The organism is Paenibacillus sp. CCS19 (assembly GCF_033239625.1).
Classification (GTDB): Bacteria; Bacillota; Bacilli; order Paenibacillales; family Paenibacillaceae; genus Paenibacillus_T.
Genome location: NZ_BTCK01000028.1, coordinates 46,928 through 69,100 on the forward strand (window position 1 = coordinate 46,928; position 22,173 = coordinate 69,100).

The window sequence follows — 22,173 nt, forward strand, 5'->3', positions numbered from 1 at the left end:
TGGGTGAGGTGACATTGTGAATGAGACATTCGCCCGGTATCGCGAAGGTATTTCGCGGTGGTGGGGACAGACAGGTAAGAAGCAGCGAATCTGGTTAGGCGCTACATTAGGACTCATAATCTTATCGATCATTTTACTAACATACATATTTTCAAGAACGCAATATGAGGTTGCGTTTAACAACTTAGATTCAACGGATTCAGCAGCCGTTATGAACTACTTGGACAGCAGCGGGATTGGCTACAAGCTCTCGAACGATGGCAAAAGCATCTCGGTTCCAAGCGCGGCGGCTTCGCGAGTAAAGATCGAAGTCGGTTCGCAAGGACTTGTACGCAACGGTTCAATCGGATTTGATTCCTTCTCTGACAGCTCCTCTTCATGGGGAGAAACGCAGAACATGTTCGACGTCAAATACCGGAATGCACTTAACGGTGAAGTGCAGCAGCTGTTGAACAACATGAAAGGCGTCGAATGGTCGAAGGTTCTGGTTACGCTTCCAGAAGAAAGCGTGTTTGCGAACGATGAAGGCGAGAAAGCGATCGCTTCGATCTCGATGAAGTTCGTTAACGGTTATCGTCCAACACAAAAGGAAATTGACGGATACTTCAAACTGGTGAAGACAGCAGTGCCGAAGCTGGCTGTTGAAGATATCACAATCGCTAGCCCAGAAGGTCAACTGACGTCATCCGAACAAGATGGTGGTGCAGCGAGCACGGATTCGGCGGATCAACTGTTCACGATTCAACGCAAGTATGAGAGTGAACTGAAGAAGAACATTCAACAATATTTAAGCACCATCATTGGCGAAGGAAATGTTGCCGTATACATTGCCAGCAGCCTCAACTTCGACAAAACGACTTCGGAGCAAAATCTGCTGCAGCCGCTTGAGAATAACAACAACAACGGCGCTCTGATCAGCTCACAGGATACGAACAAATCGTCGACGAACAACAGCGGCGATGCAGGTGGAATACCGGGAACCGGTGAAACGGATGTTCCAGGTTACACAGCATCGGATACGGGCAATGCTTCTTCGGAAGAATCGTCCAGCATCCGCAACTATGAATACAGCCGTATTAAGAACATTGTTGAGTCCAGTCCGTTCATGATTAAAGACTTGACGATCAGTGTTGGCGTAAATTCAGCTTCGCTCAAAGGCGATGCGCAGACGCAAATTACGAACTATGTCAAACAAATTCTTCGCACGCAGCTGGCTCAATCCGGATTGGATGTTTCAAGCGATGCGGTTGTAGGCCAACGGGTTACGGTTATGGCGCAGGATTTTGTTGTGGACGGAGCGGTTTCGCAAACATCTAAGCTGGGTCCAGTATGGATGGCGGGAATCGGAGCAGCGGCAGTCGCACTTATCGCTGGCCTGATGTTCTTCGTAAGACGCAAACGTAAGCAGAATGCAGAGTTGATGGCAGCTGCAGCTGCGGCTGAACCAGTTCGAGTCGAGTATCCAACGATTGATCTGGAGAATGTAACGAACGACCATCAAGTGAGGAAAAATCTTGAAACGCTGGCCAAGCGCAAGCCGGAAGAATTCGTTAATCTCCTTCGGACTTGGCTTGTAGATGAATAGAGGTGGTCGGCATGGCGCGAGCTTATGGGGGTTTGACAGGCAGGCAGAAAGCAGCAATCTTGCTGATTACGTTAGGACCTGAAGTATCGGCTGAAATTTTCAAGCAGCTGCGTGAAGAAGAAATCGAACAGCTGACGCTTGAGATTGCAAATGTCCGTAAAGTCGACAGCGCTGAACGCGAACTGATTCTAACGGAGTTCCATCAGATCTGTCTGGCGCAGGAGTATATCCAACAAGGCGGCATTGCTTACGCCAAAGATATTCTTGAGAAAGCGCTTGGGGAACAGAAGGCTGTTGAAGTGATCAGCCGACTGACTGCAACTTTGCAAGTAAGACCGTTCGACTTTGCCCGCAAAGCGGAGCCGACGCAAATCTTGAACTTTATCCAGAACGAGAACCCGCAGACGATTGCATTGGTGCTCTCGTATTTGCAAGCTGAACAAGCTTCCAGCATCTTGTCGTCGCTGCCGCAAGAGAAGCAGGCAGAAGTGGCAAGAAGAATCGCACTCATGGACAGCACATCGCCGGAAGTCATCTCGCAAGTTGAACGTGTTCTTGAACAGAAGTTGTCCGCAACGGTTACGCAGGACTACTCGACGGCTGGCGGTATCGAATCGATCGTACATATCCTCAACGGTGTTGACCGAGGTACGGAACGGACGATTCTCGATGCGCTCGAAATTCAGGATCCGGAGCTTGCAGAAGAAATCAAGAAACGCATGTTTGTATTCGAGGATATCGTCAATATCGACAATCGTTCCATTCAGCGGATTATCCGCGATCTGGAGAATGCCGACCTGCAGCTTGCGCTCAAGGTGGCGAGCGAGGAAGTTCGCGACGCAATCTTCCGCAACATGTCCAAGCGTATGGCGGACACCTTCAAAGAAGAAATGGAATATATGGGTCCTGTCCGGCTGCGTGACGTTGAAGAAGCTCAAACTCGTATCGTAGCAACGATTCGCAGACTGGAAGAAGCCGGCGAGATTATCATCGCTCGCGGTGGAGGAGATGATATCATTGTCTAATTTGATAAAGTCTTCACATGTTGTTTCGGTTGAAGACTTGCGCAAATTGGAATGGTTCAATCGCTATGTGCCAGCTGCACCGGTGAATGATCTTATTCAACCTGAGATTCCGAAGCCAGATGCCGAAACGATATCGCTTCGCGATGAAATATTGCAAGATGCCCAGCAATTCGCTGAAGAGCGAGTGCAAGAGGCTACGATGCAAAGCAATGCTATGTTGGCCGAAGCCGAGCAGCAGATTCAGCAGTGGTGGCAATCACAACGCGAAGAAGACGAGAACGTAATCCGTCGAGCCCAGGATGAAGGTTTCAGCCTTGGTTACGAGGACGGACGAGCGCAAGCAATCGGTGATCTTCAGCGTGAATGGCAGCATCGGATTGAAGAAGCGCAACAACTGCTCAACTCATCCTATAAGATGAGAGATCAAATCATTCAGGAAGCAGAACCGTTCCTTGTCGAGCTTAGCTGTGCGATCGCTGAGAAAATCATCGGCCACCAGCTCTCGATGAACCCGGATCTTGCAGTCGAAATGATTCGTAAATCACTAGCTAGACGTAAAGAACAAGGCGTCATTACTCTATGTGTTGCACCGCAGAATCTAGCATTCATGCAGGCAGCCAGAGAAGAGCTTGCGTTAGCGATCGATTCCCAAGCAGAGCTCCATATTCTGCCGGATGTAACGGTACAAGATTACGGATGTGTGATCCGTTCCAGCTTCGGCAGCATTGATGCGCGAATCGACACACAGCTGACCGAGATCAAACGCGAGCTGACACAACTTGCGCTTGAAAGCGATGAGTGGGGGAACGCCAATGAACGTTCCGAAGCTTAATGCATGGAAGTACCTGGAGCATCTTAGACCAATCGACCCAGTTCGTGTTAACGGCAAGGTCACACAAGTTATTGGTCTGACGGTTGAATCAGAAGGCCCGGATGCGAGTATCGGCGATGTATGCCATATCTATCCGACCAAAGGTGCAAAGCCGCTCAAAGCAGAAGTCGTCGGTTTTCGTGATAACAAAGTTATCCTTATGCCGCTCGGTGAGCTGGATGCAATCGGACCAGGCTGTGATGTCGTTGGTACAGGCAAACCGCTGACGGTACAAGTTGGCTCCGAACTGCTAGGCAAAGTGCTTGACGGGTTAGGTCAACCTCTTGATGGTTCCTTCATCCCCAGCCGAATGCCGCACTGCTCTACGAATAATACGCCGAGCAATCCGCTCATGCGTCCGCGCGTGAAAGAACCGCTCGGAATCGGCGTTCGTGCGATCGATGGACTGCTCACGGTTGGGCGTGGCCAGCGCGTCGGTATATTCGCAGGTTCTGGTGTTGGTAAGAGTACATTGCTGGGCATGATCGCTCGCAACACTTCCGCTGATGTTAACGTCATCGCACTGATCGGCGAACGCGGACGAGAAGTGCTCGAGTTTATCGAAAAGGATCTTGGTCCTGAAGGACTAGCTCGTTCTGTCGTAATTGTTGCGACATCGGATCAACCAGCGCTCGTTCGAATGAAAGGCGCATTGATTGCTACGACGATAGCGGAATACTTCCGCGACCGCGGCTTGAATGTCATGCTAATGATGGATTCAGTTACCCGGTACGCAATGGCGCTGCGCGAGGTTGGCCTCGCGATTGGCGAACCGCCTGCGACGAGAGGGTATACACCTTCCGTCTTTGCGGCTCTGCCGAAACTTCTTGAGCGGGCGGGAACCGGTCAGAACGGATCGATTACAGCGTTCTACACGGTACTCGTCGATGGCGATGATATGAATGAGCCAATCGCAGATGCAGTCAGGGGCATCTTGGACGGTCATATCGTTCTGAGCCGCGACCTGGCGCATCAAGGACATTTTCCGGCGATTGATGTACTCGCCTCTATCAGCCGCGTCATGAAGGAAATCGTGACGGAGGAGCAGCAGGACGCAGCCAATCAGCTCAAAAGTTTACTAGCTACTTATAAGAGTTCGGAGGACTTGATCAATATTGGGGCGTATCAAATAGGTTCTAACGAAAAAATTGATCAAGCGATTCATGCAATCGATGAAATACGGGCATTCACAAGGCAAAAAACAAACGAGAAGGTCGGTTTGGAAGAAGCGCAGCAGCTGCTCATTTCACAATTTCTCGGGAGATGAACGATAAGTGGCTAAGTTTGTATACACCTATGCGAAGATAGTAGGTTTAAAGGAAAGCGAGAAGCGTCAAGCGGAATGGATGCTGTCGGATGCACTCGGTAAACTGCAGCTCGAACAGCTCTCGCTCGATCAATTATTGACAGAGCGTAAGTTGTGGGAAGAAAGGCAGACCGAGATGGCTCAATCGGCAGTACCGCTGGGTGAGCTGGCAGCTGTTCAACAGTATTTGAACTACTTGGACAGCAGCATTCAGACCAAAAACGCAGAGGTTCGCCTTGCGAATGGAGTCGTAGAGCAAAGCCGCAGCCATCTGACAGTTAAGCTGAAAGATGAGAAAGTGTGGCTGCAAGCGAAGGAACGAGCATTCAATCGATTCCGGCAAGCATCGATGCTCCAAGAGCAGAACGAGCTAGATGAAATGGCGACAGTCCGTTTCATGATCGCAGCCCCTTAACCGATGCTAGAAGCTTGCGTGATCCGGGACTTCGGGAGGGTTGAAATTGGCGGAAATGGATTTGGACAATGAGCGCTACAGCGGATTTGAACGATTTATGTTCTTCTTGACGCCGATTTTGTTCACGATCATATTGCTTGGTGTGTTTTTAATGCTCTTCAACGAGAATATGAGGAACAGAATGCTAGAAGCAGGCAACTCGATTCCATACTTGGCAGATGTGCTTCCTGACCCGAAAGCGAAGGAAGCGACTACCGATCAAGAGATGACAGTCGAGAAGTCGACGGCGAAGATTGATGAGCTGCGCAAGCAGTTGAATGACAAGACGGCCGAGCTGACAGCGGTGCAGGACAAGGCAGCGTTGGCAGATGAACAGATCAAACAGCTGCAGAGCGAGATCGAGGCGCTTACGAAGGCGAACGATAAGAAGCTGCTCGATGATGAGCAGTATCAGGCGAAGGTTACAGAGCTCGCTAACATGTATGCGCTTATGACGCCTAGCAAGGCGGCTCCTATCCTGCAAAGCATGTCTACAGAAGAGGCTGTGTTAGTCCTTGAAGCAATGGCTGTGGATAAACAGTCCAAAATTCTTGAGAAGATGAACGCGCAGAAAGCGGCGGATATCTCGATGGGATTGAAAGACGTCGTGACGGCGAAAGATCGCCAAATTGCTGCACTTCAAGCGCAGCTGGAACGTCAAGCAGGCGCGAATGGATCCAGCACACAAACGTCGACGACGGTTCTGGATACGGCGCAGCTGCAAAAAACATTCGCCAGCATGACACCAAAGAATGCGGCAGAGCTGCTCATCAAGATGTCAGATCTAAGTCCTAGCAAGGTGCTCCGCATCTTGAACGCTGTAGATGACAGCACACGTGCTGGTATTTTGCAGGAGATGTCGGCGCTCAACAATGGTGTGACCGCACAGCTCGTTTCCAAGCTGATGACAGGCAAATAATCAATTCCTCTCGCTTTCAATGGATGGAAGGAGGTGAAAACAGATGGATATGGCAATTGTATCAGCACCGGCAGCGCCAACGGCACAATCGAAGTCTTCTACTAATGCAGCTGATTCTTCCAATGCAGCCGCATCTAGCAATGGTCAATTCAAAGACAAGCTTGCGGGCAGCATGAAAGATACCAGCGGTGCGAACACGAGTGCTGCGGGTAAGACGGAGACAGCTTCAACAACTCAAGCTGATCAAGCGAATGCAGCGCAGTCCGAAACAGCCGTACCGATGACAGCAGAGCAGCTTGTTGCAGCGATCGGTGAACTTCTGCAAGCACTGCAGGATAACTCGGATCAACAGCAAGGCAGCGATGCGGATGCACAAGATACGCTTCAGCAGATGCTGGACCAATTGAACGCGATGCTATCGCTGCTCGGTCAGCAGCCTGTACAACCTCTGCCGCAAGTTCCAGGGTTCGAGGTTGAGGATCTGAAGGCTGATGTTGCGCAGGCACTGGTCGCTCTTCAACAAACGATTGACCGCGGACAGCTTGGCGCAGCTAAACTTGGCAATGTAACGGAGTGGCTGGGCTCCCAGCTTCAAGTGCTTCAGCAAACGATGCAGCAGTTGAAAGCGTCGTCTGCGGAGCAAGCAGCACCGCAAGAGGATGATATGCTGAGCGCAACTCCTCAATCTTCAAGTAATAACGAGCCGGCTTCGGCATCAACGCAGTCCCAAACGACAGTAACGGTCAAAGCAGCATCGTTGCTTGATCAGTTGAACCGGAATGGCGTAAGTCCGAACCTGCTTCAAGTCATTGCTGGTCAACAGCAAACGAATGAGCAGCCGACTGACGGAACGGTATCCACTGAGGATGCACCCGTCGCTATCAACTTAACCGCACAAGCACCAGAGGGTGCACGTACTATCGCTATGGCACGGACGGTTCAAGTGACGCAGCAAGTTCCTGTTCAACAATTTGCCGAAACGATGGCAAACCTGATGGTTAACAAGTTCGAGGTGAAGACAGCTGTCGGTATGTCGGAAGCAAGGCTGACGCTCACGCCTGAGCATCTTGGTCAAGTGGATGTACGAATCTCGATGCAAAATGGCCAGCTAACGGCACTGTTCTTGACAGACTCCAGCACAGCGAAAGATATGCTGGATAACCAGTTGGCGCTTCTTCGCGCGAATCTTCAATCGCAAGGATTGAACGTCGACAAACTGGAAGTGTCTCAGCAATCGGTAGATAGTCAAACGGCTCAACAGCAAAATAGCGGATCGGGCAGACAGCAGTCCAATAACGGCAATGGAACACATGACGCTAGTGAATCAGAGCAATCTGCATTCGAAGCAGAGTTGACTGAACAATCCGTTATACGTGAGCTTGGCTATGGACGAGGCATTAACGTAAGAGCATAACGGATGAACATCAAAGCAAGCAGGGATGGAGGTGACAGCAGTGGCAGGAGCAGCGATCAATTCGAATGCAGTATGGCCGAATTACAGTACGTCGAACGTACAGAAGGCAGCTGCAACAACGAAGGATACAACGCTTGGCAAAGATGATTTTTTGAAAATTCTTGTGACCCAGCTTCGCAACCAGGACCCAAGTCAGCCGCTCCAAGACCGTGATTTTATCGCGCAGATGGCTCAGTTCTCCTCGGTAGAGCAGCTGATGAACATGTCGGAAGAGATGACTAAGCTTCGGCAAAATCTCGGTTCAGCCTCCAGCTTGATCGGGATGACCGTAGAATGGGACGGCCTCTCGGACCAAGGCATCCAGACGACCTACTCAGGTATTGTGGAAGCGATCTCGATTAAGGATGGCGCGCAGTACGCGAAGGTTGGGGACCGGACCGTGAAGGTTGATGATTTAACCACGATTACATATGTACCTGCATCGTCGACAGCATCATCGGAGTACGAGGAAGCAGGCGGCAGCAATGAGTAATCGAGTAACGATCGGCTCACTGTATCCGCTTCCGGGACGTCCGGCTGATGTACGAGCTTCGTCTAGCGCGACGGGACGCACGTCGGACAAGCCTTTCGAACAAATGCTGCAGGAGCAGCAACGACAAGTGAAATTCAGTCAGCACGCCGCACAGCGCATTCAACAGCGTGGCATCTCGATGCCGCCAGAGACGATGACGAAGCTGGCAAGTGCCGTTGATCAAGCAGCATCCAAAGGTGCTGTCGATTCTTTAATCGTAATGCCTGACGTCGCATTGATCGTAAACGTTCCTAATCGAACGGTTGTGACCGCGATGGAGCATTCGCAATTATCGAATACGGTATTCACACAAATAGACAGCGCCGTCATTCTTCATTAATGAACAATAGGCTGGACCTTATTAGGAAGCCTACCAATCGCTGATCGACAGAAGCGATTGAAATTCCAATGTAAAGACATGGGAGGATGATTTCGTAGATGCTTAGATCGATGTATTCCGGTGTATCCGGCATGCGTGCCTTTCAAACGAAACTCGACGTAATCGGCAATAATATCGCGAACGTGAATACGGTTGGCTTTAAAGGCGGCCGCGTTATGTTCAAAGATATTTTGAGCCAAAGCGTTGCAGGTGTGACTGCGCCAGAAGAAGGTGTACAAGGCGGCACGAACGCGAAGCAGATCGGCCTTGGCGTTGCGATTGCAGCGATCGATACGATTCATACGGCGGGCAGCGCAATGACGACCAACGTACCGACGGATGTGCGAATCGATGGCGACGGATTCTTCGCAGTCCGCGCCAGCGACGATCAAGAAGTGCCTTACCTTACTCGTGCAGGTAACTTCACGCTGGATGCGAGCCGTCAACTTGTAACGGCAGATGGCTACTTCGTTCTGGCGGAAGGCGGCGAGCCTATCATTCTGGATGAAGGCGTTACGTCGTTCTCGATTGCACAAGACGGTACGATTATCTCGATCAATGCAGACGGTACGGCCGAAGCGACGGATTTCAAAATCGGCGTCGTGAAAGTAACGAATCCATCCGGTCTCGAGAAGATCGGCGGCAACATGTACCGCGTTACTCCGAATGCCAATATGGAAGAGATTGAAGTTGGCGCAGCGAATGATGCCGAGACAGGCACTGGCGCTATTATCGCAGGCCAATTGGAAATGTCGAACGTCGATCTGACGAGCGAGTTCACGGAGATGATCGTCGCACAGCGCGGTTTCCAAGCGAACTCTCGTATCATTACGACATCTGATGAAATCTTGCAAGAAGTCGTCAACCTGAAACGATAGAGCAGTGGCCGAGGAGAGGTCGTAAGATCTCTCCTCGGGAGCAGCCAATGCTTACGAAGCAGCTATGTCGCCTAGTGGGCTAGACAGCCTGCTTGTGACGCTGCATAACCTTTGGGAGGAAACGTATGATTGGCTTAACGCGATTGAATGGCATGCCCATTACGATTAACGCTTTATTAATTGAGACGATTGAAGAGATGCCTGATACGCTCATTACGCTCACGACCGGTAAGAAACTACATGTTCTCGAAAAGTCTTCGGAAGTGATTTCGCTCGTTCAGCGCTATCTTCAGACGATTGGCGTCATTGCGGCGACAACCCATAAGAGCGAGCAAACGGAGGAACCCTCGATATGAGAAAAATGGTACCGTGGTTAATCTCAATCCTGTTAGCCATTACGTTAATTGCGATCGTCGTAATTATATTGCTGAATACGATGTTCGACGACACCAGCAAGGAGGCCAAATCGTCAGAACCTGTGAAGATAGAGGTCTTGTCAGCTGATGAGCGAGTGGAGGTCACTTCTGAATTGAAGGATATAAAGCGCAATCTGCTCGATAACGATTACGTTGTCATTGCAAGTTTTGCGTTCCAGCTAGACAGCAAGAAATCGAAGGCATCATTCGAGAAAGTAAAAGATATTCAAATTCGTCCGATCATCAACCGTGTCATCGCAGATATGACGGTCGAACAGCTGAACGGTTCGAAGGGTCAAGATATGCTCGCTTCGAAGCTCCTGAATTTGATCAACCAAGAGCTGCCCGAAGATGAGAAGCTGGTGAAAGTCGACATAACGAACTTTTTAATGTCCCAGATCTAGTCGATAGACCGGTATTCCTGTAAGGGGGTGAGAGATTTGGTTGATGTGTTGTCGCAGAACGAGATTGACGCGCTTCTAGCTGCCCTGTCATCCGGTGAGATGGATGCGGAAGAGCTGAAGAAAGAGGATACGCAGAAGAAAGTGCGTTCCTACGATTTCAAGCGCGCGACTCGGTTCTCAAAAGATCACATCCGCAGCTTAACGCGTATTCATGAAAACTTCGCGCGGTATTTGACAACCTATTTCTCCGCGCAGCTTCGAACCTTTGTACAAATTAGCGTCGTAGACGTAGAACAGCTTCCATACGATGAGTTCATTCGCTCGATTCCCAAAATGACGATTCTGAACATTTTTGAGGCAGAACCGCTGGAAGGCCGAATGGTGCTCGAGGTGCATCCGAACGTCGCTTATGCGATGCTCGACCGACTCTTGGGAGGACAAGGTGCAGCTCCTTCTAAGATGAATGCGCTGACTGAAATCGAAATGACGATTATGGAGCGTATATTCAGCCGAGCATTCGAAAGTCTTCAAGAAGCATGGAAGACGATAATAGATTTGAATCCTAGATTGGAAGCTCTTGAAACGAATCCGCAGTTCATGCAGATTGTTTCGCCGAACGAGACGATTGCTCTCATCTCGTTAAGCACCAAGATCGGCGACACGACGGGGATGATTAATCTATGTATCCCGCACGTCGTAATTGAACCAATCATGCCGAAGCTCAGTGTGCATCACTGGTTCGTATCGCAGAAAAAATCGCGCTCGCCAGAAGAAGTTGAAATGCTGGAGCAGCGCGTAAACCGTGCACAGCTGCCGATCTCGGTTGAGCTGGGCGAATCAAACATCAGCATCTTTGAATTCCTTAACTTGTCGCAGGGCGATGTCATAACGCTCAATAAACCTGTTGGCGAAGGACTGAATGTTAAGGTTGGCAACAAAATCAAGTTCATCGGCAGTCCCGGTTCGATCAAAGATCGGATTGCGGTACAGGTTGACGAAATTGTCAGCGAAGGAGTAGAGGAAGAACATGACTAGTAAAGATTATTTGAGTCAAGAAGAAATTGACGCTTTGCTGAGGCAGTCATCCAGTGATCCTGAGCCTATGACGACCGCAGCGGCAGTGGAAGGAATTGCGAATTTCCTCGATACGATCGAACAAGATGCGCTTGGCGAGATCGGCAACATTACGTTCGGCAGCGCAGCGACAGCTTTATCGACACTGCTAGGCAAGAAAGTAGAGATTACAACGCCGCAGGTCACGCTCGTAAAGCGCTCAGAGCTGAAAGAGGTATTCCCGAAACCGCATGTAGCTGTATCGGTTCAATATGTTGATGGCTTCCAAGGCATTAACTCCCTTGTTATCAAGACGCATGACGCGCAAGTCATTGCTGATTTGATGCTTGGCGGTGAAGGCGATGTTCCGCCTGGGGAACTGAATGAGATTCATATTAGTGCGGTTCAGGAAGCTATGAACCAAATGATGGGCTCTTCTGCAACATCGATGTCGACGATTTTCAACCGTTTCGTTAACATTTCGCCGCCAGGTATCAATATTCTGGATGTCGACAACGGCAGTGGCGTGAACACTTTACCGCCGGATGATGAATTCATTAACGTCTCTTTCCGCCTCATGATTGGTGATCTAATCGATTCTACCATTATGCAGCTGCTGCCAGTATCGTTCGCTAAGCAAATGGTAGCGACGCTGATGGGCGGCATGGATGAGGCTTCAGCACCAGTTGCAGCGGCTTCGGCATCCGCGCCAGTACAGACTGCAGCACCAGTTGCAGCAGCTTCAACAGCCGCGCCAGTACCGGCTGCAGCGCCTGTAACTCAGCAGCCGGTAGCTACACCGCCTGCAGCGCCGCAAGCGTCTTATGCGCCGCCACAGCAGGCGTACGCAATGCCGCCGCAAGGCCCGAATACATATGGACAGCATCCAAATCGTAATGTGAATGTGCAGCCTGTTCAGTTCGCGAATTTCCAAGGTGCACCTTATGTACAAGCAGACGACACAAATCTCAATTTGCTTCTCGACATTCCACTGAAAGTAACGGTAGAATTGGGTAGAACCCAGAAGCAGATTAAAGAGATTCTAGAGTTGTCGCAAGGATCGATCATCGAGTTGGACAAGCTTGCTGGTGAGCCAGTCGATATCCTCGTGAATAACAAACTGATCGCTAAGGGTGAGGTTGTCGTTATTGACGAGAACTTCGGTGTCCGCGTAACGGATATCGTTAGTCAATGGGACCGCATGCAAAAAATTCAATAACATCCTAGGGGGAAATGTGAACGATGGCTAACCGTATTTTAATCGTAGATGACGCAGCATTCATGCGTATGATGATCCGTGATATTTTGACAAAAAATGGGTACGAAGTCGTAGGTGAAGCGCCAGACGGCTCGGTTGCTGTCGAAAAGTTCAAGGAACTTAAGCCAGACCTGACGACGATGGATATTACGATGCCTGAGATGGACGGTATCGCTGCACTGAAAGAAATCAAGAAGCTTGATCCGAACGCGAAAGTCATCATGTGCTCCGCAATGGGCCAGCAGGCGATGGTAATCGACGCCATTCAAGCAGGTGCCAAGGACTTCATCGTTAAACCTTTCCAAGCGGATCGTGTAATCGAAGCAATCAAGAAAACGCTGGGATAGGACTTAAGCCTTATGAATAACAGCCAGCTTCGTGTCGCGGCGCTCGCGACAGCCATCCTACCATTCTTGGCCGGGAAGGCTGCCGCGGCGTCCGAAGGACTGGATACGACGGAAAGCGTACTGCATGCCGATACGAATTACACAGGGACACTTATCACTGTCATGATTGTATTGGCCGTCATTATCGGTCTAATCATTCTTTTAATCAAACTGCTTGCTCGACGCAATCGAGGATGGGGAGCTAACCGGGCGCTTCGTACGCTTGGTGGCGTGCCGCTAGGCCAGCACAAATCGCTTCAGGTTGTCGAATTAGCCGGCAAAGTGTATGTAGTTGGTGTCGGCGAGAATATTACGCTGATCGATAAGTTGGATGATCCAGAGCAAGCGACTCATATCATTAACCTTATGGAGCAGAGCAATGCGATAAGCTGGAACCCTGCAGCACTTTCGGATCTGATCGGTAAGCTGAAGAAGAACAACCGTGCGAATGACAATGCTGAATCGGAGCAGTCGTCCGAAGGGCCGGATTTCGAGAGAATGCTCCGCCGCAAGCTAGACGAGCAGTCGCAGCGCAAGCAGCAAGTCGAAACACTGCTGCGTACCCCAAATCAAAGCGATCGGTTGATGGACGAATGAAAACAAAATGGATTTTAGCAGCCGCTTTCGTGCAATTGCTGATGTTGGGATTGTTCCATTCTCATGCGTATGCAGAACCGCTTCCGAATGTCAGTATCTCAATCGGAGATGAGACGGAAGGGTCGGGCTCAAGTGCCATATCGATTGTTCTGATGCTGACTGTGCTTAGTATCGCGCCAGCGATACTGATGCTGATGACAAGCTTCACTCGAATCGTCATTGTACTTGGCTTCGTCCGTACTTCACTCGGAACGCAGTCATCACCACCCAATCAGGTGTTGATCGGACTTGCGATGTTTTTGACCTTCTTCATCATGGCACCAACATTGTCACAGGTGAATCAAGTGGCGCTGCAGCCGTATTTGAAAGGCGAGATCTCACAGACGCAGGCGTTCGAGAAAGCAGCAGAACCAATGAAGAAGTTTATGTTCTCGCAGACGAGAGAGAAAGACCTTCTCTTGTTTATGAAGTATACGAAGACGGAGAAACCGAAGAGCTACAAGGATATCCCGATTACCGTTCTTGTTCCGGCGTATGCGATCAGCGAGCTCAAGACTGCTTTTCAGATGGGCTTCATGATATTCATACCGTTCCTCATCATCGACATGGTCGTATCCAGTACGCTAATGGCAATGGGCATGATGATGTTACCGCCGGTTATGATCTCGCTGCCATTCAAGATATTGCTCTTCATCCTAGTGGATGGCTGGTACTTAGTCGTCAAGTCACTGCTGATGAGCTTTAATATGAGTTAGCGGAAGGGAACGAACAGCGATGAGTGCGGAATTTATTATCGGGCTGGCAAGTCAAGCTGTATTCACGATACTCAAGGCAAGCGCTCCCATGCTCGTAATTGGTCTAGTCGTCGGTTTGATCGTTAGTATTTTTCAAGCCACCACCCAGATTCAAGAGCAGACGCTCGCATTCGTGCCGAAGATCGTAGCCGTGTTTGCTTCCATTATCATTTTCGGACCTTGGATTCTGAATACGCTGGTAGACTTCACATTTAACATCTTGAACAACTTGTATAAATACATCGGATAGGCTGGTTGAAAGGATGGAGCTGATCGCACAGGGGTTCCCTATTTTTTTGCTGATATTTTGTCGAATGACAGCGTTTTTCGTCGTAGCTCCCATTTTTTCCATGAGAATGGTACCGGCTACGTTCAAAATCGGCATCGGTTTCTTCCTATCGCTAATCGTATTTCTTACTTACGGAGTGAAACAGACTGTCGATCTAGACGCTGCTTATGCCTTACTCGTCATTCGTGAAGTATTGGTCGGTCTGCTTCTCGGATTTGTCGTCTATCTGTTCTTTACGGTCGTTCAGACCGCAGGCGCACTCATGGATATCTCGATGGGCTTCGCAATGTCCAACATCATCGACCCGATGACAGGTGTCTCGGCGCCAATCTTAGGAAACTTTAAGCATCTGGTGCTCATCATGGTGTTCCTGACCTTGAACGGTCACCATTACTTGCTCACAGCATTAATGGACAGCTATCAGTGGCTTCCACTAGATAACGATTTATTCAAGCACATGTATGACGGGAAGGTTTCCGACTTTGTTCTTTCAACCTTCGCAGAGACGTTCATGATCTCGTTCCAGATTGCATCGCCAATTCTGGTCGCCATGTTTCTGACGGATGTCGGGCTTGGTTTTCTAGCTAAAACAGCCCCTCAGTACAATGTGTTCGTAATCGGGATGCCGCTCAAAATTTTACTCGGTCTGTTCATACTGGCACTCGTTGTGCCATCGTTGTCGAATGTTTTCGATCATTTGTTTACGACGATGTTCGAACGGCTTCACCAGTTGTTAGCGATGCTGCAGCGACCGAATGCAGGCTAGGTGCCGCCCACAAGGCGGCAGCTGGTACCGGATAAGGAGGTGACGGCAAAGTGGACGACAGAGTCTTATATCGTTTCAAGCTCGATTTGCAGCTGTTCAGTCAAGAGAAGACAGAGAAGGCGACACCTAAGAAGCAGAATGAGGCTCGGAAGAAAGGCCAAATTGCGAAGTCACATGAATTGCCGGGCGCGTTCATTCTGCTGTTCGTCTTTATGAGCTTTTTTATGATCGGGCCTTTCTACAAGGATAAAATCGTCGGTTTATTCGGCAGTTTATTCGATGAATGGCTCACGATGGAAGCGACGCCAGGCAATATCATGTCGCTGATGACAGGTCTAATGTACGAAATGCTTATTATGCTTTCGCCAATCTTCGCTATTTCTGTACTCGTTGCATTGCTCGCCAACTATATGCAAGTCGGAATCCTGTTTACAGGACATCCGCTGATGCCGAAGTTCAATAAGCTGAATCCGATTCAAGGCGTTAAAGGCATTATGTCCATGCGTACCGTCATTGAGTTTCTCAAGGCGATGCTGAAGCTTCTTATTATCGGATTGGTCGTTTTTCAATCGCTCAAGAGCGATTGGAGCAAGATCCTTCACCTGGATCAAATGCCCGTCTCCGAGCTGCTTAGCTTCGTAGGGGGCATTACATTAATGCTAGGCATCAAAATCGGCGTTCTGCTGGTCGTTCTAGCAGTAGGTGACTTTTTCTACAAGAAATATGAACACGACAAAAACTTGCGAATGTCCAAGCAGGACATTAAAGACGAATTCAAGACCACCGAGGGTAATCCACTTATTAAAGGTCGAATTCGCGAGCGTCAACGGAAGATGGCGCTTCAACGCATGATGCAGGAAGTACCGAAAGCGGATGTCGTAATTACAAACCCTACTCACTTCGCTGTAGCATTAAAGTATGATGCCTCCAAAATGGATGCACCTGTCGTAATAGCGAAAGGGATGGATTATGTTGCGCTCCGAATTCGGGAAACAGCCAAGGAGCACGGCGTCATTACGATGGAAAACAAGCCGCTCGCCAGAGCGCTGTACGACCGTTCGGAAATCGGCGATTCGATTCCTTCGGATTTGTTTCAAGCGGTGGCGGAAGTGCTGGCATATGTATATAAGCTGAAAGGCCGAGTGAAATCATCTTGAAACGGGGGAACGCGTCATGAAACCTAGGGACCTGGTCATTTTGATCGGCATCATCGGCATTGTGCTCATGATGGTTATTCCCGTCCCAACTGTCCTTATGGACGTGCTTCTCATCATTAATATTTCAGCAGCATTGATGATATTGCTCCTCTCGATGAATACGAAGGATGCACTGCAGTTCTCGATATTCCCAGCCGTGCTTCTCATTACTACTTTGTTCAGGCTATCGCTTAACGTATCGACAACCCGTAACATTCTTAGTAAGCATGAAGCGGGAGAAGTCGTCGAAACGTTCGGTAACTGGGTAGCAGGCGGCGAGATTGCAATCGGTTTCATCGTCTTCCTTATTCTCGTCGTTGTGCAGTTTATCGTCATTACCAAAGGTTCTGAACGTGTCGCTGAAGTTGCAGCACGATTTACATTGGACGCGATGCCAGGCAAACAGATGAGCATCGATGCGGATCTGAATGCAGGGTTAATTAATGAACAGCAAGCAAGAGAACGTCGTACCAAAATCGAGAAGGAAGCTGACTTCTACGGTGCAATGGACGGTGCGAGTAAATTCGTTAAAGGCGATGCAATTGCAGCCATCGTTATTTTGTTCATCAACTTGATCGGTGGTTTCATTGTCGGTATGGCGATTCACGGCATGCCGTTTAACGAAGCACTCCATACATACTCAATCTTGACGATCGGCGACGGTCTCGTCAGTCAGATTCCTGCGCTGCTTATCTCTACTGCTGCTGGTATGATCGTGACGCGTGCATCATCGGAAGGCAATCTTGCTGAAGATCTTTCTTCCCAGATGCTCAAATATCCGAAGCTGTTGTACATCGTTGCAGGTACAGTAACTCTTCTAGGTTTATTTACACCAATCGGACCGATCGCGACACTTCCAATTGCTGCCACGCTCGCCTATAGCGCATGGCGTCTGCAGAAGAACATGAACAAACAGCAGATCGAAGAGGAGTTGCTCGTCGAAGAGCAGCAGATCGAGGAAGTACGCAGTCCAGAAAGCGTCATCAGCCTTCTGCAAGTCGATCCGATCGAATTCGAATTCGGTTACGGACTTATCCCGCTTGCTGATGCGCAGCAAGGAGGCGACCTGCTGGATCGGATTATTATGATTCGTCGTCAGTGTGCGCTTGAGCTTGGTCTAGTCGTACCGGTTATCCGGATTCGCGACAACATCCAGCTTAAGCCGAACGAATATGTGATCAAGATCAAAGGCAACTTGGTTGCTCGCGGAGATCTTCTATTAAATCACTACTTGGCGATGAGTCCTGGTTATGACGATGAATCGGTCATCGGCATCGAAACGACAGAGCCGGCATTCGGACTTCCGGCTTTGTGGATTGATGAGACAATGAAGGAACGGGCAGAACTGTCGGGTTATACGGTCGTTGATCCGCCATCGGTTGTTGCTACGCATCTTACCGAAATCGTCAAGCGTCACGCTCACGAGCTGATCGGACGCCAAGAAACGAAGGCGCTTGTCGAGAACGTCAAAGAGAACTACCCGGCGCTGGTCGACGAATTGATTCCGAACGTACTTACGATCGGCGATGTTCAGAAAGTACTGGCGAAGCTGCTTCGCGAGAAAATTTCGATTCGAGATCTCGTTACGATTTTCGAAACGCTGGCCGATCAGGGCAATTACACGAAGGACACCGACGTGTTGACCGAATATGTTAGACAATCGTTATCGCGTCAAATTACACAGCAGTTCTCGCCAGGCGGCGAAATGTTGCGCGTCATTACAGTCGGACCTTCGCTCGAGAAGAAAATCGCAGAGTCGGTACAACAATCGGATCAAGGAAGCTATCTCTCGATTGATCCTGTTTCGACACAGCAGATTTATCAGCGGTTAACCGATCAAGTTACGAAGCAGATTCAAGCAGGCAATCAGCCGGTTGTGCTTGCTTCGCCAACGATTCGCATGTATTTGCGCAAGTTGGTTGAACGAACGATGCAAGATGTACCGGTTCTATCGTACAGCGAGCTTGAGCCGAACATTGAAGTACAAAGTGTTGGGGTGGTGAATCTGTGAGAGTGAAGCGTTATTTGGTCAATACGGTGTCGGAGGCGCTTCCGCTTATCCGCAGTGAGCTTGGCAGCGATGCTGTTATTCTCAGCACGAAGGACATCAAAGTCGGCGGGTTTATGGGCATGTTCCGTAAAAAAAGAACGGAGGTCGTTGCTGCGGTTGAAGCTCAAACGGCTAAACCGAGCAAACCACGCCCGTCCCAGCAGCAACAACCATCAATGAATATCAACACACCGCAGCGCCCCGCAGCATCCGCTGCAGCGGCGTATGGAGCAGCATATGAGCCCAACGGCAGAAGTACAACAGCAACTGCCGTGCTCGATCCGCTGGAAGCCAGCCAAGTTGCAGAACGAGCAGCCTTCGTTCTGCAACAGGCTGCTTCCATAGATAAGCAGGTGGAAGAACCCATTCACACAACATCTCCTGTCATACAAACATCAGCACCAGCTGCATCATCGAGCTCGACAGGAAGCGAATCTACATCGAGATCCGAATTGGAGCATCTGCTGACAACAGAGATTCGAGATATGAAAGAGTGGCTTATGAAGCTGTCTCGCCAGAAGACGATCGATTCCCAACCAGCTGCGATTCGCTCGCTATGCGAGCGGCTTGAAGAGCAGGAAGTGGCGGCTGAATGGATCGATAAATTGCGAGACACATTGGATGAACTGCCTGAAGTACAGGAAGGCTTGGTTGATTCTTCGTTCGTGTGGCAGCGGGCATCTGAGATTATTACCGGCTGGCTGACACCATTCGAGCATGAAGGAATCGGCAGCAGCGAGCGTAACGTTTACTTCGTAGGTCCAACAGGGGTAGGCAAAACAACGACGATCGCGAAGCTGGCAGCCGAACAAACGCTCAAAGCAGGCAAGAAAGTCGGATTTATCACGTCTGACACTTACCGCATTGCGGCCGTAGATCAGCTTAGAACTTACGCCAACATATTGAATGTACCGATGGAAGTCGTTTTCTCGCCTAATGAAGTGCCGAGAGCGTTCAGCAGATTGGAAGATAAGGATCTCGTTCTGATGGATACGGCTGGCCGCAATTATCGAAGCGAGCTGCATGTTTCAGAAGTAAACAGCATGTTGAACACGCAAGAGGCTGGCACCGTGTTTCTCGTTATGAGTCTAACGGGCAGAACGAGTGACATGAGGGTCATTGCGGAACGATTCATCCCTTATGGGATCCGTCAGGTCATCTTCACGAAGTTGGACGAAACAACCGTGTACGGCACGATATTAAATCTGATGTTGGAATATGGCCTACAGGTTGCGTACGTTACGAGCGGACAGACTGTTCCGGACGATATCTCGCACTTCCGTGCAGAAGAGTATGTCGCAACGCTTCTGGGGGAACCCGCACATGTATGATCAAGCGGAAGCGCTGCGCAATATGATACGCAGCAGCGCAGGGGTTCAGGCAGGACGCGGCACGCGCATCATTACGGTAACGAGCGGGAAAGGCGGAGTCGGCAAATCGAACTTTAGTTTGAATTTCGCCCTTGCCTTACAGCAGTTAGGTAAAAGCGTTCTCGTATTCGATGCCGATATCGGGATGGCGAATCTCGATGTGCTGATGGGTCATTCGGCAACCTACTCTATCTATCATCTGCTTAAGCAGGATAAGACGATATGGGATATCATTCAACTCGGCCCCCAAGGACTTCATTTTGTCGCTGGGGGCTCTGGAATGAACGAGCTGCTTTCATTGTCCGATGCACAGCTGAACAAGTTCATCGATCAGCTCGACAAGCTGCAGGGACGCTATGACTACTTGCTATTCGACACCGGCGCAGGCTTGTCGAAGGAAGCTGCAAGCTTCATAGCAGCCGCGCACGAGACCATCGTTGTTACGACACCAGAGCCAACTGCGATCACGGATGCTTATGCTTTGATGAAGATGGTTCGATCGTTTGGTCATAACCCTTCATTCCGACTTGTCGTCAATCGTGCGCTGGACGCGCGCGAAGGTCAACAAACGGCAGACAAAATCGCGATGGCTGCCAGCAAGTTTATGGGGATCGAGGTGCCGCTGCTCGGCATAATCGCGGACGACCCGAGCGTAAGCCGGGCGGTTCGTGAGCAAAGGCCGTTTTCACTCGCTTATCCTGCTAGTGACGCGACAAGAGGGGTCCAATCGATTGCGCGTACCTACCTCCAGATGCCAGCTTTGAAAGAAGCGGCAAACGGCGGTGTCAAAGGATTTCTACATAAGATGATCAGACTGATGAAATGATCCTTTGGGTAAACGGAGGTGTGATATGGCGCTGTATCGCGTACTTGTGGTCGATGACTCAGCTTTCATGAGAAAGATCGTATCTGACCTAATTATGAGAGACGATCAGTTCGAGGTCGTTGCTACGGCCGCGACAGGACTCGCAGCGATTGATGCAGTAGCGAAGCATAATCCTGATGCGGTCACGATGGATCTCGAAATGCCCGAAATGAACGGTCTTGAAGCGCTTGAACGTATTATGAATGAGAGGCCGATGCCTGTTATCATGCTATCCGGCATTAGCGAGGAGAATACGCGAGATACGATCAAGGCACTTCATTACGGCGCATTTGATTTCATCCGCAAACCGGCGATCGACGGTTCCGTCGACATTAATCAGGTTGGCGACCAGCTGCTTGATAAGCTTCGAATTGCTGTACTAGTCAGCCGCGCGCAGTCGAAGCCGAAACCAGAGAAGAAAGCTTCATTAATAAAGCCTGCCGACCGAAAGCGTTCGGAAGGCACGCCTGCTATAAAACTTGATTCGACCTCGATGATGGCTGCTGCCAGCGAAAGCAAACGTCAGCCAAAGCCTCAGAAGAAGCAGATAGGCACATCGAAGGATTCGGAACAATCGGTTGCACGGAAGTCGGTTCCATCAGAACCAAGAGCGGGCAGCAGCGAGACGGTAGCTCAACCTGCATTTGAGATAGAGCCGGTCAAACCTGCCAATTCGGTTGAGCGGAATCCCCTGCTTCCTGTGAAAGGGAATAAGCGCATCGGTTCTCCTTTGTTCGACAGCGTGGTGTTGATCGGCACATCTACAGGCGGACCAAGAGCACTTCATGAGGTCATTTGTACATTACCTGCTGACTTCAACTCTCCGGTACTCGTCGTGCAGCATATGCCGCCTAACTTCACACGTTCGCTGGCACAACGGCTCGATGCTTTCAGCAATGTTCGTGTGACCGAGGCTGTACAAGGAGAACGTGTAATAAGCGGAACGGTGTACATTGCGCCAGGCGGCTTCCATATGGAGCTAGCTAAGGATCGCAGCGGCTATTACATCAAGCTTACCGACGATGAGCTGCGAAGCGGCCATCGGCCATCGGTCGATGTGTTGTTTGAATCGGCAGCTTCCTGCGGAGACCTGAAACGCCACGCCGTTCTTATGACAGGTATGGGCAGCGACGGTGCCAAAGGCATGAAGCTGCTGCGCGAGTGCGGAGCAATAACCGCAATTGCAGAAGCGGAAGAAACTTGCGTCGTATACGGCATGCCCCGTGCTGCCGTTGAGATGGGAGCGGCAACGGACATCGTTCCGCTGCCACGCATTTCAAGCTCTATTGTACAAGCAGTTGCAAGGCGTTCAAACGAGTAATAGAAG

General features: G+C 49.9%; 24 protein-coding genes. All 24 read left to right on the forward strand.

Translation table 11 applies throughout. The features are described 5' to 3' along the window. Positions 1-16 precede the first annotated feature (16 nt). The 24 genes from fliF (at position 17) to SBI19_RS18645 (ending at position 22,167) form a co-directional block, all read left to right on the forward strand. Positions 17-1,585 carry a flagellar basal-body MS-ring/collar protein FliF gene (fliF, locus tag SBI19_RS18530; RefSeq protein ID WP_317970868.1) on the forward strand — a complete coding sequence of 523 codons (1,569 nt, stop codon included), beginning with the start codon at positions 17-19 and terminating at the stop codon, positions 1,583-1,585. A gap of 11 nt (positions 1,586-1,596) precedes the next feature. After that, positions 1,597-2,610, forward strand: coding sequence for a flagellar motor switch protein FliG (gene fliG, locus SBI19_RS18535; RefSeq protein ID WP_317970870.1), 1,014 nt, complete (start codon positions 1,597-1,599; stop codon positions 2,608-2,610). Next, a complete protein-coding gene (locus tag SBI19_RS18540) occupies positions 2,603-3,442 on the forward strand; it encodes a FliH/SctL family protein (RefSeq protein ID WP_317970872.1) in 840 nt (279 codons plus the stop codon). The genes fliG and SBI19_RS18540 overlap by 8 nt, the downstream gene beginning before the upstream one ends. Then, on the forward strand, positions 3,423-4,748 hold the full coding sequence (gene fliI / locus SBI19_RS18545) for a flagellar protein export ATPase FliI (protein WP_317970874.1): 1,326 nt from the start codon (positions 3,423-3,425) through the stop codon (positions 4,746-4,748). The genes SBI19_RS18540 and fliI overlap by 20 nt, the downstream gene beginning before the upstream one ends. A 7-nt stretch (positions 4,749-4,755) precedes the next feature. Then, positions 4,756-5,202, forward strand: coding sequence for a flagellar export protein FliJ (fliJ, locus tag SBI19_RS18550; RefSeq protein ID WP_317970876.1), 447 nt, complete (start codon positions 4,756-4,758; stop codon positions 5,200-5,202). Between the two features lie 55 nt (positions 5,203-5,257). Next, a complete protein-coding gene (locus SBI19_RS18555; protein ID WP_317970957.1) occupies positions 5,258-6,160 on the forward strand; it encodes a magnesium transporter MgtE N-terminal domain-containing protein in 903 nt (300 codons plus the stop codon). Positions 6,161-6,203: 43 nt separating this feature from the next. Beyond that, positions 6,204-7,574, forward strand: coding sequence for a flagellar hook-length control protein FliK (locus SBI19_RS18560; protein WP_317970878.1), 1,371 nt, complete (start codon positions 6,204-6,206; stop codon positions 7,572-7,574). Between the two features lie 40 nt (positions 7,575-7,614). Continuing rightward, positions 7,615-8,106 (forward strand): flagellar hook capping FlgD N-terminal domain-containing protein, encoded by a 492-nt coding sequence (locus tag SBI19_RS18565; RefSeq protein WP_483312311.1) that lies wholly within the window; start codon positions 7,615-7,617, stop codon positions 8,104-8,106. Then, entirely contained in the window at positions 8,099-8,485 is a 387-nt protein-coding gene (locus tag SBI19_RS18570; protein ID WP_317970882.1) for a TIGR02530 family flagellar biosynthesis protein, read from the forward strand. Before SBI19_RS18565 ends, SBI19_RS18570 begins: the two co-directional genes overlap by 8 nt. 98 nt (positions 8,486-8,583) lie before the next feature. Next, entirely contained in the window at positions 8,584-9,402 is an 819-nt protein-coding gene (flgG, locus tag SBI19_RS18575; RefSeq protein WP_317970884.1) for a flagellar basal body rod protein FlgG, read from the forward strand. A gap of 125 nt (positions 9,403-9,527) precedes the next feature. Continuing rightward, the gene (locus SBI19_RS18580) at positions 9,528-9,758 is read left to right on the forward strand and encodes a flagellar FlbD family protein (protein ID WP_317970886.1); all 231 of its coding nucleotides are present in this window, start codon (positions 9,528-9,530) and stop codon (positions 9,756-9,758) included. After that, positions 9,755-10,222 (forward strand): flagellar basal body-associated FliL family protein, encoded by a 468-nt coding sequence (locus SBI19_RS18585; RefSeq protein WP_317970888.1) that lies wholly within the window; start codon positions 9,755-9,757, stop codon positions 10,220-10,222. The genes SBI19_RS18580 and SBI19_RS18585 overlap by 4 nt, the downstream gene beginning before the upstream one ends. Before the next feature lie 36 nt (positions 10,223-10,258). Then, entirely contained in the window at positions 10,259-11,257 is a 999-nt protein-coding gene (fliM, locus tag SBI19_RS18590) for a flagellar motor switch protein FliM (RefSeq protein WP_317970890.1), read from the forward strand. Continuing rightward, positions 11,250-12,494, forward strand: coding sequence for a flagellar motor switch phosphatase FliY (gene fliY / locus SBI19_RS18595; protein WP_317970892.1), 1,245 nt, complete (start codon positions 11,250-11,252; stop codon positions 12,492-12,494). Before fliM ends, fliY begins: the two co-directional genes overlap by 8 nt. Positions 12,495-12,517: 23 nt before the next feature. Further along, positions 12,518-12,880, forward strand: coding sequence for a response regulator (locus tag SBI19_RS18600; protein ID WP_006036596.1), 363 nt, complete (start codon positions 12,518-12,520; stop codon positions 12,878-12,880). A 12-nt stretch (positions 12,881-12,892) separates the two neighbouring features. Then, positions 12,893-13,516, forward strand: a complete 624-nt coding sequence (locus tag SBI19_RS18605) for a FliO/MopB family protein (protein ID WP_317970895.1) — start codon at positions 12,893-12,895, stop codon at positions 13,514-13,516. After that, a complete protein-coding gene (fliP, locus tag SBI19_RS18610; RefSeq protein ID WP_317970897.1) occupies positions 13,513-14,271 on the forward strand; it encodes a flagellar type III secretion system pore protein FliP in 759 nt (252 codons plus the stop codon). The genes SBI19_RS18605 and fliP overlap by 4 nt, the downstream gene beginning before the upstream one ends. A 19-nt stretch (positions 14,272-14,290) precedes the next feature. Next, on the forward strand, positions 14,291-14,560 hold the full coding sequence (fliQ, locus tag SBI19_RS18615; protein WP_317970899.1) for a flagellar biosynthesis protein FliQ: 270 nt from the start codon (positions 14,291-14,293) through the stop codon (positions 14,558-14,560). 13 nt (positions 14,561-14,573) lie between these two features. Next, the gene (gene fliR, locus SBI19_RS18620) at positions 14,574-15,365 is read left to right on the forward strand and encodes a flagellar biosynthetic protein FliR (protein WP_317970901.1); all 792 of its coding nucleotides are present in this window, start codon (positions 14,574-14,576) and stop codon (positions 15,363-15,365) included. Between the two features lie 50 nt (positions 15,366-15,415). Next, positions 15,416-16,522 carry a flagellar biosynthesis protein FlhB gene (gene flhB, locus SBI19_RS18625; RefSeq protein ID WP_317970903.1) on the forward strand — a complete coding sequence of 369 codons (1,107 nt, stop codon included), beginning with the start codon at positions 15,416-15,418 and terminating at the stop codon, positions 16,520-16,522. A 16-nt stretch (positions 16,523-16,538) separates the two neighbouring features. Further along, positions 16,539-18,572 carry a flagellar biosynthesis protein FlhA gene (gene flhA / locus SBI19_RS18630; RefSeq protein WP_317970905.1) on the forward strand — a complete coding sequence of 678 codons (2,034 nt, stop codon included), beginning with the start codon at positions 16,539-16,541 and terminating at the stop codon, positions 18,570-18,572. Beyond that, complete coding sequence (gene flhF / locus SBI19_RS18635) at positions 18,569-19,942, forward strand: flagellar biosynthesis GTPase FlhF (RefSeq protein WP_317970907.1); 1,374 nt, start codon at positions 18,569-18,571, stop codon at positions 19,940-19,942. Before flhA ends, flhF begins: the two co-directional genes overlap by 4 nt. Continuing rightward, positions 19,935-20,807, forward strand: coding sequence for a MinD/ParA family protein (locus SBI19_RS18640; RefSeq protein ID WP_317970909.1), 873 nt, complete (start codon positions 19,935-19,937; stop codon positions 20,805-20,807). The genes flhF and SBI19_RS18640 overlap by 8 nt, the downstream gene beginning before the upstream one ends. Positions 20,808-20,832: 25 nt before the next feature. Next, entirely contained in the window at positions 20,833-22,167 is a 1,335-nt protein-coding gene (locus tag SBI19_RS18645) for a chemotaxis-specific protein-glutamate methyltransferase CheB (protein ID WP_317970911.1), read from the forward strand. The last annotated feature ends 6 nt before the right edge of the window (positions 22,168-22,173 follow it).